Source organism: Pseudomonas sp. B14(2017), assembly GCF_002113255.1.
Lineage (GTDB): Bacteria > Pseudomonadota > Gammaproteobacteria > Pseudomonadales > Pseudomonadaceae > Aquipseudomonas > Aquipseudomonas putida_Z.
Genome location: NZ_NEJY01000024.1, coordinates 114977 through 129154, shown reverse-complemented (window position 1 = coordinate 129154; position 14178 = coordinate 114977). Strand labels below are relative to the sequence as shown.

General features: G+C 65.3%; 14 protein-coding genes. 7 read left to right on the top strand and 7 right to left on the bottom strand.

The annotated features are described in order from the left end of the window. Positions 1-209: 209 nt before the first annotated feature. On the bottom strand, positions 210-833 hold the full coding sequence (locus CAG34_RS23645; protein WP_025338582.1) for a glutathione S-transferase family protein: 624 nt from the start codon (positions 831-833) through the stop codon (positions 210-212). Positions 834-1030: 197 nt separating this feature from the next. Between CAG34_RS23645 and CAG34_RS23640 the strand changes: the two genes are divergently transcribed. The 3 genes from CAG34_RS23640 (at position 1031) to CAG34_RS23630 (ending at position 3166) form a co-directional block, all read left to right on the top strand. Then, positions 1031-1333 carry a DUF3077 domain-containing protein gene (locus tag CAG34_RS23640; protein WP_025338583.1) on the top strand — a complete coding sequence of 101 codons (303 nt, stop codon included), beginning with the start codon at positions 1031-1033 and terminating at the stop codon, positions 1331-1333. 78 nt (positions 1334-1411) lie between these two features. Next, positions 1412-2134 (top strand): hypothetical protein, encoded by a 723-nt coding sequence (locus tag CAG34_RS23635; protein ID WP_085592760.1) that lies wholly within the window; start codon positions 1412-1414, stop codon positions 2132-2134. A 111-nt stretch (positions 2135-2245) separates the two neighbouring features. Further along, positions 2246-3166: a LysR family transcriptional regulator gene (locus tag CAG34_RS23630; RefSeq protein WP_085592758.1), complete on the top strand. Its 921-nt coding sequence runs from the start codon at positions 2246-2248 to the stop codon at positions 3164-3166. A gap of 590 nt (positions 3167-3756) precedes the next feature. On the opposite strand, the gene CAG34_RS23620 is transcribed toward CAG34_RS23630, so the two are convergent. Continuing rightward, positions 3757-5061, bottom strand: a complete 1305-nt coding sequence (locus CAG34_RS23620; RefSeq protein WP_075044788.1) for an MFS transporter — start codon at positions 5059-5061, stop codon at positions 3757-3759. A gap of 266 nt (positions 5062-5327) precedes the next feature. On the opposite strand from CAG34_RS23620, the gene CAG34_RS23615 reads away from it, so the two are divergent. The 3 genes from CAG34_RS23615 to CAG34_RS23605 are packed head-to-tail and all read left to right on the top strand — an operon-like array spanning position 5328 to position 7637. After that, a complete protein-coding gene (locus tag CAG34_RS23615; RefSeq protein WP_085592755.1) occupies positions 5328-6491 on the top strand; it encodes an iron-containing alcohol dehydrogenase in 1164 nt (387 codons plus the stop codon). A gap of 21 nt (positions 6492-6512) precedes the next feature. Then, the gene (locus tag CAG34_RS23610; protein WP_013972037.1) at positions 6513-6827 is read left to right on the top strand and encodes an NIPSNAP family protein; all 315 of its coding nucleotides are present in this window, start codon (positions 6513-6515) and stop codon (positions 6825-6827) included. A gap of 33 nt (positions 6828-6860) precedes the next feature. Beyond that, positions 6861-7637, top strand: a complete 777-nt coding sequence (locus tag CAG34_RS23605; RefSeq protein ID WP_025338589.1) for an SDR family oxidoreductase — start codon at positions 6861-6863, stop codon at positions 7635-7637. 257 nt (positions 7638-7894) lie between these two features. Here CAG34_RS23605 and CAG34_RS23595 read toward each other — a convergent pair whose 3' ends face one another. From CAG34_RS23595 to CAG34_RS23575, 5 genes are all read right to left on the bottom strand, one after another. Then, positions 7895-8830 carry a cyclase family protein gene (locus tag CAG34_RS23595; RefSeq protein WP_085592751.1) on the bottom strand — a complete coding sequence of 312 codons (936 nt, stop codon included), beginning with the start codon at positions 8828-8830 and terminating at the stop codon, positions 7895-7897. Positions 8831-8928: 98 nt separating this feature from the next. Next, positions 8929-9471, bottom strand: a complete 543-nt coding sequence (locus CAG34_RS23590; protein ID WP_085592749.1) for a WYL domain-containing protein — start codon at positions 9469-9471, stop codon at positions 8929-8931. 107 nt (positions 9472-9578) lie between these two features. Next, positions 9579-10565 (bottom strand): zinc-binding dehydrogenase, encoded by a 987-nt coding sequence (locus CAG34_RS23585; RefSeq protein ID WP_085592747.1) that lies wholly within the window; start codon positions 10563-10565, stop codon positions 9579-9581. Positions 10566-10782: 217 nt separating this feature from the next. After that, entirely contained in the window at positions 10783-11580 is a 798-nt protein-coding gene (locus tag CAG34_RS23580; protein WP_025338593.1) for an SDR family NAD(P)-dependent oxidoreductase, read from the bottom strand. Between the two features lie 86 nt (positions 11581-11666). Then, positions 11667-12590, bottom strand: a complete 924-nt coding sequence (locus CAG34_RS23575; RefSeq protein WP_085592745.1) for a LysR family transcriptional regulator — start codon at positions 12588-12590, stop codon at positions 11667-11669. A gap of 379 nt (positions 12591-12969) precedes the next feature. On the opposite strand from CAG34_RS23575, the gene CAG34_RS23565 reads away from it, so the two are divergent. Further along, positions 12970-14163 carry an MFS transporter gene (locus CAG34_RS23565; RefSeq protein ID WP_025338595.1) on the top strand — a complete coding sequence of 398 codons (1194 nt, stop codon included), beginning with the start codon at positions 12970-12972 and terminating at the stop codon, positions 14161-14163. Positions 14164-14178: the final 15 nt, after the last annotated feature.

The window sequence follows — 14178 nt, the reverse complement described above, 5'->3', positions numbered from 1 at the left end:
GGTTTTGGGCCTGGTGTTGGTGCTGCTGTTCGCTTGGCGGGGGCGGGCGGGGGCTGCGGCGAGTCAGGTTGCTGTGTAACAGGTGGAGATCTTCGGGGGCGCTTTGCGCCCCATCGCGACACAAGGCCGCTCCTACAGGAAACCGCGATTCCTTGTAGGAGCGGCCTTGTGTCGCGATGGGCTGCAAAGCAGCCCCACAGTTTTGCCCATCACGGCGTACCGTTACGGCCATGCAGGTGATAGGCCGGGCGCTCGCTCAGCCGCTCGTAATAATCGCGCACGGCCGGCAGGTGCGGGTGCTCGAACGGCGTTTCGAACCAGCGGTTGACCGACAGGCCAATGGGGATGTCGGCCAAGGTGAACTGGCTGCCGGCCACGTAGGCACCGGTGCTTGCCAGCTGGCGGTCGAGAATGTGCATGTAGCGCGCCCAGTCCGCGCAGCCGGCGGCCAGGGCCTGTGGGTCCTGGTGGGCGGGTGAGTGCCTGACCAGCGACATGAACGCGTAGCTCCAGGAACGGTTGAGGTCCGAGGCCTGCCAGTCGATCCACTGGTCGATCCTGGCCCGCGCCTGCGCTTCGCCCGGGTAGAACCCGGTGGCGCCATAGCGCGTGGCCAGGTAGCGGATGATGCTGTTGGATTCCCACAGGGTGAAGTCGCCATCCTGGATCACCGGGATCATGGCGTTGGGGTTCAACGCAAGGAACTCGGCGCTGTCCGTGGGCTTGAAACCCGCCCCCCAGTCTTCGCGCTCGAACGCGACCTCGAACTCGGCGCACGCCCACAGGACTTTTCGTACATTGATGGAGGAGGCTCTGCCCAGTATCCGTAGCATGGTGTTCATCCTTGTGGGGGGAGATTGATCGTCCGTCACTGCCGGTTGCCGGTCAAGAGCCTGAGTGGTGGTGGAGCATCCCCTTTGTAGGTTCCTTGTAGTCCATTTCCGAAAGTAAGCCTTTCCACCCCCAAGGTTATTGTGGCGGGGCATGCAGCGCCCTAGTCTCGGCACGCTCGTAACCCCGAGGAATGGACATGGACAAAGACACTCCGAAAGAAAGCAGCAACCTCAATGTCGTGCGTGCAGCGGGCCGTTTTGGCAACGGCGGCGCCGAACTGGTGCAGATGAACGCGCAGCTGCCAATGCGTACGGCGCTGATGGAGGCCTCGAGCATCATGGGCTGCATTACCGAACTCACCCGCAAGGCCATCGACCGGCCCGGTGACCGCAAGGCGATGATGCAGGCCACGTATTACCTGGCAGGCATGGCCAAGGCGCTGATCGACGGCCAGTTGCAGCAGTTGCGCCAGGCTCGGGGAGGCGAGCAGGAGCCTTAGTCAGGCTTGCCTGGGGGCCATGAACTTGGCACCCTTGGCCAGTTTGAATCTCTGTATCACGACAGAAGGAAGTTCGCATTGAGCTGGGACAAGGTGGGGAAACTCCTCGTAGCCGTGCTGCTTGGCCTGATGGTCCTGCTGGCCGCCTATGGGTTGCTCAGGGGCAACCCGCGCCTGGAGGCATCGCTGACCTATGCCTACCTCACCTATCCCAGCCAGTTCAGCGAACGCATCACCAAAGCCAGCGAGCAGCTCAAGTACGAGCAGTTGCAGGGGCGTATCAATGCCATCAGCGAGGGCGGGTTGAGCCACGATCAGGTCGAGCGGCTGATCGAAATGGCCCAGGCGCCGTATGCCCAGTTGTTCGCCAAGCCCTTCGAGGCCGGGCTGGTCGACCACCGTACCGGTCTGCTCATCGAGCTGCGCAACAGCGGTGATGCGCAGGTGCGCCTGGTGAAAATCCGCCTGCCGGCGAAAGGCCTGGTGCAGGTGCGCGATGCAGCTGGCAATGACACCATCCTGGAAACCTCCACCATGCAAGCGGACATCCCCGTCATCGAGCCGGGTGGCGCGTGCAAGGTATGGGTGTATTTCGATGCGGACTACTCGCAGATCCGCCAGGGCGGGGTCAGCATCAGTCACGCCGATGGCAAGGCTGACATACAGGTTTACCGCGAGGTCATCGGTTTCCCGGCCTGGGTGGCCCGTTACAGCCGCGAGCTGATAGTGCTGCTGGGCATATTGGCGGCCAGCGTGCTGGGCCTGGGGTATGCCTGCCTGTCGCGTCGGCGCGTGGCGTGAGCTTGCCGGGCGTGTCTTCAGGGCAAAGGACATTTGCCGTAAACTCAACAATCGCCCGTTGACAACCCTCTATAGTGCTCGGCATTACAAGACCCATGCCGAGCCTGCCCGATGATCCCCTCCCTGGACTCCATTTTTTCCCGCCTGCGCCTGCGTCAGTTACGCCTGCTCATCGAACTGGACCGTTGCGGCTCCCTGCACAAGGCGGCGGAGGCCATGGCGATTTCCCAGCCCGGGGCCACCAAGGCCTTGCGCGAGGTGGAAGAGGTGCTGGGTGTGCCGTTGTTCCAGCGCCTGCCCAGCGGCCTGGTGGCCAATGACGTAGGCCGTTGCGTGATGCGATATGCGCGCTTGATTCACAGTGACCTGGGGCATTTGCGCGAAGAGGTGCTTGGCATCGTCCAGGGCCAGGGTGGGCGGCTGGCGGTGGGTAGCATCATGGGTGCCATGCCGACCCTGGTCGGCGCCCTCGGGCGGTTGCGCCGCAAGCAGCCGCAACTGGCGGTGGAGATCGCCGAGAACACCAGTGCCAACCTGCTGGCCCAGCTTGATGAAGGGCGCCTGGACCTGGCCATCTGCCGGCCAGGGCTGGGCCGCAACGCGGCGGACTACGCCTTTGTCGAACTGGCCCAGGAGCCGCTGGCGGTGGTCGCGCACCCGCAGCACCCGCTGGCCGGTGCGGCGGCGCTGGAAGTTGGCGACCTGAGCCAGTACCGCTGGATTGTCTACCCGGCGAACATGCCAATGCGCCAGGCGCTGGAGCGTGAATTGAGCGAGGCGGGGGTGGAGGTGCCACGCTACCCGCTGGAAACCTTCTCCACCTTTGCCACCTTCATGCTGCTGGAAGACGACCCGACGCTGGTGGCGGTGATCCCCAGCGCCGTGGCGGCCTTTGCCGAGCAGCGCGGGTTGCTGGTGTCGCTGGCAGTGAAGCTGCGGGCACTGAGCGAGCCGTTCGGGATCGTGCACCGGGTGGCAGCGCCGCTGTCACCGGCGGCGCGGTTGCTGGTGGAGGAGCTTACGGCCGGTTGAGCCCTGTTGCGGCCCCCTATGGGAGCGGGTCTACCCGCGAAGAATACGACGCGGTGGATGGCACCGGCTACGCCGGTGTTCGCGGCCACGGCCGCTCCTACAGGTACAGCGTGATCCCGAAGCCTGCGCCGTCCCTGTGGGAGCGGGTTCACCCGCGAAGCAGGCGACGCGGTGGATGGCACCGGCTGCGCCGGTGTTCGCGGCTGAAGCCGCTCCCACAGGTACAGCGCAAGCCCGAAGCCTGCGCCGTCCCTGTGGGAGCGGGTTCACCCGCGAAGCAGGCGACGCGGTGGATGGCACCGGCTACGCCGGTGTTCGCGGCTAAAGCCGCTCCCACAGGTACAGCGTGATCCCGAAGCCTGCGCCGTACCTGTGGGAGCGGGCAAGCCCGCGAAGCAGGCGACGCGGTTGATGGCACCGGCTACGCCGGTGTTCGCGGCCACGGCCGCTCCTACAGGTAAAGCGTGAGCCCGAGGCCTGCGCCGTACCTGTGGGAGCGGGTTCACCCGCGAAGCAGGCGACGCGGTGGATGGCACCGGCTCTGCCGGTGTTCGCGGCTGAAGCCACACAGGGATCTCGCAATCTAGGTCTCAGAACTGCCGCTCGCGGTAATCGATCAAGCTGGAAAACACCGCAATCAACACCGCAGCCACCACAAAGAAGATCAGCGCAAAGAAGTAATCCCCGGTGAACTGCACGATCAGCCCGATCACGATCGGCACCAGCACTCCGGCCATGTTGCCGCAGAAGTTCATGGTGCCACCCAGCACGCCGGTGCGCGACGGCCCGCCGATGATCGCCGGCAGGCACCAGTACATCCCACACCAACGGATGAAGAACATCGCCACGCACAGCAGGCTGATCACCGCGACGGTCTCGCCCACATAGGCTGCCGCCAGGATGCACAGCGCCGCCACCAGCGCCGAACCGCTGAACATGGTGCGCATCACCAGGTTCGGCGAGGCACCGCTGGCCCGCCAGCGGTCACCGATCCAGCCGCCGATCAGTTCGCCGACAAACCCGCACATGAAGATCAGGAAGGTCGCCCCGCCCATGGCCGAGATGTTCAGGCCGTGGGCCTTGTGCAGGTAGCTCGGCATCCAGGTCAGCAGGCCGTAGAACACTGCCAGGATGCAGCTGTAGCCGGCGAACATGGCAAAGATCGAACGGTCCTTCAGCAGCTCGCGCAGCGGCAGCCTGGCCTTGGCTGCCGCGGCATGGGCGCTGGCGTTGCCTTCGGTGATGTGGCGCAGCTCGGCCTCGTTCACCCCCGGGTGCTCGCTGGGGTGGTTGCGGATGTACTTCCACGCCAGGATGCCGGCCAATACGGTGCCGACCCCGGCCACCACGAAGGCCAACCGCCACGAACCCAGCCAGGCAATCAGCCCGGAAATCAGGATCGCCCCCAGGGCGCTGCCCAGCGGCGCGCCGCCATCCACCAGCACCGCGCCACGGCCACGTTCGTTAGGCGTCAGCCAGGCGCCATTGAGCTTGGCCCCGGCGGGCATGATCGGCGACTCGGCCACGCCCAGGCCGATGCGCGTCAGCAGCAGTACCAGCCAGTTGTGCGAGGCCGCGCCCAGTGCCTGGAACAGGCCCCAGGCCACGGTTGCCGCGCCAATGATGCCGCGGGTGTGGAAGCGGTCCAGCAGCATGCCGCCAGGGATCTGCATCAAGGCATAGGACCAGAAGAACGCACTGAGCATCAGCCCTTCCATGGCCGGCGTCAGGTTGAATTCGGGGGCGATCAGCGGCAGCGCCACCGACAGCGAGGCGCGGTCGATGTAGTTGATTGCGGTCAGCAGCAACAGGATCAGGAAGATGCGCCAGCGCACCGTGGTCATCGGGGCCGCAGCGGGCAGCGCCAGGTCGGCCGGGGAGGGGATGGTCTTCATCGCAGGAGCTCGTTGTTGTGATTATCGGGAGGCGTAGCAACTACGCAGGCCGATTGTTGGAGCGCTGCCGGCAGTGCAGGTAATGAAAAGAGCTGATCCGCCAATAACGCCTGCTTATTACCCAGGCAGGGGATAAGCAGTGGTTATTGGCGGATCAGCTCTTTTCATTATCGGCGGCCCTGGCCCGCGCTCTAGATTGCCCCGGCACGGCCCGCCAGCGTCACGGCGGGCACAACAAGAACAACGCAGTTGCCTGAGGACCCCTCATGAGCCAATTCCAGTTCCATTTCCCCACCATTGCCAAATGTGGCGCGGGCCTGGCCGAACAGGCCGGTGCGCTGCTCAAGCCGTACGTGGACGGCACCCTGCTGGTGGTCACCGACCAGGGCCTGATCGACGCTGGCATTCTGGCCGGCTTCTTCGCCTCGCTGGAGCAGGCGGGCATCGACTACCAGCTGTTCTGCGCCGTTGAAGCCAACCCCAGCACCGACGTGCTCGACGCTGCCGTGGCGCTGCTGAAAGAGCGCAACTGCACCGCCGTGATCGGCGTGGGCGGCGGCAGCAGCATCGACACCGCCAAGGGCGTGGCGGCGATGGCCACCAACCCTGGCAACATCCTCGACTACGAGGGCTACGACAAACTGACCCAGCCGCCGCTGCCGATCTTCGCCATCCCGACCACCTCCGGTACCGGCAGCGAATGCACGGCGTCGACCGTGTTCACCAACAAGCGCACGCTGTTCAAGACGGTGATCGTCAGCCCGCGGCTGTTCCCGCGCCTGGCCATCCTCGACCCGGCACTGACCCTGAAGCTGCCGGCGGCCATCACCGCCGCCACCGGCATGGATGCCCTGACCCATGCCATCGAGTCGTATGTGTCGCGCCAGGCCAACCCGATCAGCCAGGCCATGGCCCTGCAGGCCATTCGCATGATTGCCGGCAGCCTGGAAAAAACCTACTTCGTCGGCACCGACATGGCGGCCCGCGAGCAGATGCTGCTGGGCTCGTTCCTGGCCGGGGTAGCGTTCTCGCAGTCCAAGCTGGGCAACGTGCATGCCATTTCCCACACCTTCGGCGGGGTGTTCAACATTCCCCATGGCATCGCCAACGCCGCCCTGCTGCCTTACGTGATCAAGTTCAACCTGCCGGCCTGCCCGGAGCGCTTCCGCGACATCGCCATTGCCCTGGGCGCCGATGTGACCGGGCTCAGCGTGGAGCAGGCCGCGGCACGCACGGTGGATGCGGTGGTGGCCCTGAACCAGGCCATCGGCATTCCCGCGACCATCCGTGAACTGGGCGTGGACCTGGAGTTCCTGCCGCAGATGGTCAGCGACTCGATGCGCAGCGGCAACGTGCTGGTCAACCCACGCCTGACCACCGCGCGTGATGTCGAGCGCCTGATCACCGACGCCTACCACGGCAACCTCTGAACCTCTTACGGAACCACGACCATGTTCTATGAAATGCGTACCTACACCCTGCACATCGGCAAGATGAAGCAATACCTGGAGCACTTCGAAAAGGAAGGCTTGCCGGTGATCTCGCGCTACGCCAAGCTGGTGGGCTGGTGGTACACCGAGATTGGCGAACTGAACCAGGTGGTGCACATCTGGGCCTACGAGAGCCTTGACGACCGCATCGAGCGCCGCGCCGCCCTGTACCGCGATGCGGACTGGCTGGAGCGCTTCATCCCCGTGGCCTTCCCGATGCTGGTGCGGATGGAATCGAAGCTGTTGATGCCTGCCGCGTTTTCGCCGATCCAGTGACCCTGTAACTGCATTGCATCAAGGAGCAACCCAATGGATCTAGGCATTACCGGCCGCTGGGCCATCGTCTGCGCGGCCAGCCAGGGCCTGGGCAAAGGCTGCGCCGAGGCGCTGGGCAAAGAAGGCGTCAACCTGGTCATCAATGCCCGCACCCAGGCCACCCTGGAGCAGACCGCCGCCGAGTTGCGCGCGGCCTGCCCGGGCATCGAGGTGCGCACCGTGGCCGGTGATGTCGCCGACGCCGAGGTGCGCCAGGCGCTGCTGGCAGCCTGCCCGCAGGTGGATATCCTGGTCAACAATGCCGGTGGCCCGCCCCCGGGCGACTTCCGCGACTGGGGCCGCGAGGACTGGCTGAAGGCACTGGACGCCAACATGCTTACCCCCATCGAGCTGATCAAGGCGGTGGTCGATGGCATGGCCGAGCGCGGGTTTGGCCGGGTGGTGAACATCACCTCCGGCGCGGTGAAGGCGCCGATCGATATTCTTGGCTTGTCCAATGGTGCGCGCAGTGGCCTGACCGGCTTCATCGCCGGCCTGGCCCGTCAGCAGCGCCTGGCGGGCAGCAACGTGACGCTGAATAATCTGCTGCCTGGGGCGTTCGACACGGCGCGCCTGCAGAAGACCTTGAAGGCGGCAGGTGGCGATGTGGAAGCCACCGCCCAGTCGCGCCGCAAGGCCATCCCGGCGGCGCGCTTTGGCAGTGCCGGCGAGTTCGGCGCTTACTGCGCGTTCCTGTGCAGTGCGCATGCCGGGTACATCACTGGGCAGAACCTGTTGATCGATGGCGGGGCGTTCCCCGGTACGTTCTGAATCGCCTGACCGAACGTAGGCCCCTGTGGGAGCGGGTGAACCCTAATCCCGGTCAGTTAGGCAAACTGGGGCCGCTTTGCGGCCCTTCGCGGGCTTGCCCGCTCCCACAGGTTTGGCGCGGGGCTCAGAAAATGCGCGGTTCCTGTGGGAGCGGGCAAGCCCGCGAACACCGGCGAAGCCGGTGCCATGCACCGTGTCGCTTTCTTCGCGGGTGAACCCGCTCCCACAGGTACCGTGTCAGCCTTCAGGCGCGGCGATCAGTGAATCGCCACGGGGTTGATGTTCACCTGGGTCGAGCCCTTGTACAGCGGCTGGCCCAGCACGAACAGGAACTCGAACGCCTTGTCCTTCACCAGCGCGCGGGTGTCGATCAGCTCCAGGTTGTAGATGCCGCGCTTGGCCAGCATGAACTGGTTGACCGGGAATTCTTCACCGGTCGGGTTCGGGTATACCTCCGAAGCCCAGGTATCGCCACCAAAGGCGACAATGCCCTGGTCCGCCAGCCACTCGGCCGCCGGCAGGTCGATGCCCGGTTCGGTGGCGAGGAACTGCTGGTTGTCCTTGCCGATCAGTTCCAGCCAGCCGGTGTTGAACAGCACCACGTCACCCTTGCGCAGGGTAATGCCTTCTTTCTTGAGCACGGCCTTGATGTCGTCGACGGTGAACGAGGTGCCGCCCGGCACGATGGCCTTGCCGTAGTGAGCGGTCATGTCCAGCACCACGCCGCGGGTTACCATTGGCGGTACTTTTTCCACGCCCAGCTTGGTCACGCCTTCGACGGTGACGAAATCGGCAGCCTTGTTGCCGTTGTAGTAGACGTTGTCGATACCGATGTGGCCGATGCCGTTGAGCTGGGTGCCGACGCCGGTCCAGCCGTTGACCAGTTCATCGTTGAAGCTGAACTTGTTGCGGCCCAGGGTCTGGCCGGCCTGTTCGCCAGGCTGGATGTTGTACAGGTGGAAGCTGCGGTGGCGGAAGGCCGGCAGGTCTTTGCTCACCGGTACGGCCAGCGGGTAGGCCTTGCCGGTCTTGACCAGGCCGACCGCCTGCTTGACCACTTCGGGGGTGAGCAGGTTGGCGGCGCCGATTTCATCCTGTTTGCCGTAGGGCGAGGTCTGCCAGTCGGCGGCCAGGGTGGCCTGGGCAGTGGTCGCCAGTGCGACGGCGAGCAGCAGGGGCTTGAAGCGTTTCATCGGGTACTCCTGATAGTGAGGCGTTGTCAGGAGCAGATTCTGCGCAGGGCCAGCTATGGGAAAAAGCGGCCCGGGGGACAATGACTTTTGCTTGCCGGTCAACAACCACCCTCGTGCAGCGCCAGGCTCTGGCGCAACTGTTCGAGCATGGCCTGGCGCAGTGCCTGCGGCGCCTGCACGCGGATCGAGCCGGCCTGGGACAGCAGCCAGCCCATCAGCGCACGGTTGTCGTCGACGGTGGCTACCAGGGTGGCGCCACCGTCCGCTTGCAGCGTCAGTTGCATATCTGCCGACAGGGGCGACGCTTCCAGGCGCCGGGCCAGCGCATCATCGACCCAGGCGTGCAACTCGACCTGTTCCGGGGGTGTGAGCGCATCAGGCTGCAACTGCTGCGCTTCACCCAGGTTCAGGCCCGGTTGCCAGTACCAGCCGTAGGGCATGCCTTTGCTGTTGCACTGCAGCGGGAACAGCGCCGCGAGTTCGATCAGGTCGCGTTCGACGGTGCGTTTGCTGGTGATATGGCCCACGGTTGTCAGGGCGGCCTGCAACTGGGTGGAACTCATCCCCGGGTGGCGGCCGGGCAGCAGCTTGAGCAGCTGCCATTGGCGGGCGATGGTGTGACGGGTAGGGTGGCTGGGCAAAGGGCTCGTCCTTGAAGGCAGGCACGAGGCCTGTCTGGGTAGTGGCGTTTAGCTATTGCCCAGCATACCTTGTAGCAGAATGGGATCCAAGTTCTCGCGCACGGCCTTCAGTCCAGGCGCGTCACCCATTTGCCTGCGCCTTGGCCCTCTTTCAGCTGCCGCAGAGCCTGTGGCAATGCCGAGAAGGCGAACTCGCGGCGCTGTGGCGCAATCAGGCTGCCATCGGCGACGGCCTGCAGCAGGCGTTCACCGGCCACGCGCAGGGCTTGGCGATCTGCCAACCGGCCATGGGCATGAATGCTGTTGAGCGCCACTTCATGCAGCGAGATCGCCGTGCCGAAGGCGGGCGTTGGCGCGGTTTCCTGGCGGTCCTGGATGCACACCAGGTGGCCGTTGTAGCCGAGCAGGTGGGCAAGGCTGCCGGCATGGGCGCCGCTGACGGTGTCGAACAGGGCATGCAGCGGGCGCTCGCCCAGGGCGGCCTGCAGTTGGTCCTGCCAGTCGGCGTCGTGGTAGTCGAACACCCCACTCACACCAAGGGCCTTGAGCGTGGCGTGGTGGCGTTGGCCTGCACTGGCCCACACGCGCAGGCCGCGTTGCGCGGCCAGTTGCGCGAGGTAGAAGCCCACCGCGCCACCGGCGCCGATCACCAGCACGTCGCGGCTGGCACCTTCGGCCACCTTGGCCAGGGCCTGCCAGGCGGTCAGGGCGGGGCAGGGCACGGCGGCCGCGGCGGTGTCGCCGAGCGCACTGGGGATATGCATCACCAGGCTGGCATCCAGCAGGCAGTGCTCGGCAAAGCTGCCGTCACGCGCCAGCGATTGGTGGTAGGCAACGCGGCTGCCCAACGGCATGTCGACGCCTGCGCCAACGGCGACTACCACACCGGCGCCATCCACGCCCGGGACCGTGCCTTGCTGCCAGGCAGGGTGGCCCCACTCGCAGATTTTCCAGTCCACCGGGTTGAGGGCAATGGCGCGGTTGGCCACCAGCACCTCACCGGGGCCGGGTTGTGGCAGGGGTTTACGCAGCAGTTGCAGGCCGTCGAGGCCGGCGTTCGGGGTCCAGGCCCAGGCTTGATGATCGGTTGGCATGGTGCGGGTCCTTTCGAGACGGGTGTGGGCGGCAGGCTAGCGAGGATCAAGAGGGGGAAACAGGTGGGGTGACGGCAAGGTGTTTTGATTTCAGGGCAAAAGTCTGGGGCCGCTTTGCGGCCCATCGCGACACAAGGCCGCTCCTACAGGAGAACGTGTTTCCCTTGTAGGAGCGGCCTTGTGTCGCGATGGGCTGCAGAGCAGCCCCAGGTTGAACTCAGATAGCCAGGCTGTCGACTACACCACCATCGACCCGCAGCGCTGCACCGGTGGTGGCGGACGAGTAAGGGGAGGCGAGGTACACCGCCAGGTGGGCGACTTCGTCGACATCGGCGGCGCGTTGGATGATCGAGCTCGGCCGTGCAGTACGCACGAAGTTGTCGGCTTCTTCACGAATGCTGCGCCCGGACGCCTGGGCTGCATCAGCCACCAGCGCGGCCACGCCGTCGGTCAGGGTCGGGCCGGGCAGCACTGCGTTCACGGTTACCCCGGTGCCGGCCAGACGCTTGGCCAGGCCATGCGATACCGCCAGGTTGGCAGCCTTGGTGACGCCGTAATTGATCATGTCGGCAGGGATGGCGATGCCCGATTCCGAGGAGATGAACAGGATCCGCCCCCAACCTTTCTCGACCATGCCCGGGGCATAGTGGCGGGCCAGGCGCACGCCGCTCAGCACGTTGGTGTCGTAGAAGCGCGTCCACTCGCTGTCGGCCACGTCGAAGAAGTCGACGTCGTCGTAGATGCCCAGGTTGTTGACCAGGATGTCGGCCCGTGGGTGGGCGGCGAACAGGGTTTCGGCACCGGCGGCGGTGCCCAGGTCGGCGACCACGCCGTGGATCTGCCCACGGCCACCTTGCTCGCGCAGTTCGGCCAGGGCGGCATCCAGCGACTTCTGGCTGCGGCCGGCAATGACTACGTCTGCGTTGGCGCGGGCCAGACCGCGGGCGATAGCCAGACCAATACCGCCGGTCGAGCCGCTGATGATGGCGGTGCGTCCGCCGAGGTCGATGTTCATGGAATGGCTCCTGTGGGTGAGTTGCATCGATAGGAGCCATCCTAGTGAAGCGCGGTCAGACTGTAAAAGACGTAATTCGACTGAGTTCAGACCTGGTTTGACTTATCAAGCCCTTGCTCGGCCAATGCCAGCACCCGCTCGCGGAAAATGCCCACGATCGGCCGCAAGTCGATCTGGTGCCAGACCGCCCACAACTGCTCGCTGGGCTGGAACCAGTCCAGCTGGCGCAGCACCACAGTAGGCCCGGCGCTGGCCGACAGGCTGCTTTGCACCATGGCCAGGCCCAGGCCGGCGGACACCAGGCCGAGCACGCTCAGCGGGTCGTTGGCCTCCAGCGACAGGCGCGGGGTGAAGCCGGCATCGCCACAGCGGGCGATGAAATCGTCACGCTTGTGGCCCTGGTCGGGCTGGCCACCGGTGATGATCCAGTCCTGTTCGTGCAGGTCGGCGGGGGTCAGTTCGGCCTTGCTTGCCAGCGGGTGCGCGGCCGGGATGGCCAGCAGCAATGGGTCGTCCAGCACCGGCTGGCCGCGCAGGTCGGGGTCATTCTTTTGCGGCGGCTCGCAAACCAGGGCAATGTCCAGGCTGCGCTGACGCAGGCCTTCGAACTGTTCGTTGGGGGTCATGTTGTACAGCGCAATGTGGATGTTCGGGCGCTCGCCACGAATGGCCCGCACCGCGCCAGGCAGCACGCCGGCGTGGATGGCGTGGTTGACGTAACCGATGCACAGCCCGCCTTCCTCGCCACGGCCCAGGCGCTTGCCCAGCGATTCCAGGCGCTCGGCATGTTTGAGCAGGCCGCGCGCTTCGGCCAGGAAGGTGCGCCCGTCCCTGGTCAGGTACAGGCGCTGGTTGCGCCGTTCGAACAGCGCCAGGCCAAGGTTGTCCTCCAGCTGGGCGATCTGCCGGCTGAGGGGGGATTGGGAAATATGCAGCTGCTCGGCGGCCCGGCCGACGTTCTCGCATTCGGCGACGGCTACGAAGTAGCGCAACTGACGTAGATCTTGCATGAGACCTCCTGGGACTTAACTATTAACAATTATGACTTGTAAGGTCTCGGTCTTGCCAGCGTGCCATGCGTTCACTTCGTCGGGTTGATGGACGCGGTCAATTGTGGGAGCGGCCTTGTGTCGCGAAAGGGCTGCAAGACAGCCCCAGGGGTTCAGCACAAATGCACAAATTGCTGGGGCTGCTTTGCAGCCCTTTCGCGACACAAGGCCGCTCCCACAACTGACCGCGCAGGCTGGAACATTAAAGTTGACCCGCTCGCAATAGCTTCAGGATGACCTTTGCCTTCAAATCAAAACTCATTGTCCCGTCCCCACCTTTTTCCCATCCCCACGTCCCTCGAGAATTCACCCATCCCAACCTTCCACAGGTGATTCTCAAATGCCTCTCGCCTTGTTAGCCCTGACCCTGGCGGCCTTCGCCATCGGCACCACGGAATTCGTGATCGTCGGCCTCATCCCGACCATCGCCAATGATCTGGCGGTCACCCTGCCTTCGGCCGGCCTGCTGGTCAGCCTTTACGCCCTCAGCGTCGCCATCGGCGCGCCCCTGCTCACCGCCATGACCGGCCGCGTCCCGCGCAAGCTGCTGCTGGTCGGCCTGATGGCGCTGTTTACCGCCGGTAACCTGGTGGCCTGGCAGGCGCCCAGCTACGAATCGCTGATCATGGCGCGCATCCTCACCGGCCTGGCCCACGGGGTGTTCTTCTCGGTCGGCTCGATCATCGCCACCAGCCTGGTGCCGAAAGAAAAAGCCGCCAGCGCCATCGCCACCATGTTCAGTGGCATGACCGTGGCCTTCGTCACCGGTATCCCGCTGGGTACCTTCATCGGCCAGCACTTCGGCTGGCGCGTTACCTTCCTGGTGGTGGCTGCCTTCGGCCTGGTGGCGCTGCTCGGCGCACTGCTGTTCGTGCCCAAGCGCATCCAGCACAGCCAGCCGGCACCGCTGCTGCGCCAACTGCGGGTGATGCTGCAACCGCGCCTGCTGCTGGTGTATGCCATGACTGCCGTGGGTTACGGCGGCTCGCTGATCGCCTTCACCTTCCTTGCCCCGATCCTGCAGGACATCGCCGGCTTCGGTGCCAACAGCGTCGCCCTGGTGCTGCTCGCCTACGGCGTTTCGGTTGCCCTGGGCAACATCTGGGGCGGCCGCCTGGCCGACCGCAAAGGCCCGGTCAAGGCACTGTCGATCATCTTCCTGCTGCTGGCCGTGGTGCTGCTGGCGCTGACCTTCACCGCGCCGCATCCGGTGCTAGTGGTAATCACCGTACTGGCCTGGGGCGCGGTGGCCTTCGGCAATGTGCCGGGCCTGCAGGTGTACGTGGTGCAGCAGGCGGAAAAGGTCGCCCCCGACGCAGTCGACGTGGCTGCCGGTTTCAACATCGCCGCCTTCAACCTGGGTGTGGCCGGTGGTTCCTGGGGCGGTGCCCAGGTGGTGCAACAGCTCGGCCTCGGCCACACCCCATGGATTGCCGCGCTGGTCACCCTCGGTGCCCTGGCCCTGACCCTGTACAGCGGCCGCCTCGACCGCCGCGTACCTGCCCAGCCACAACCTGTCGTCAGCCGCGCCTGACCCCTGATTCGACTT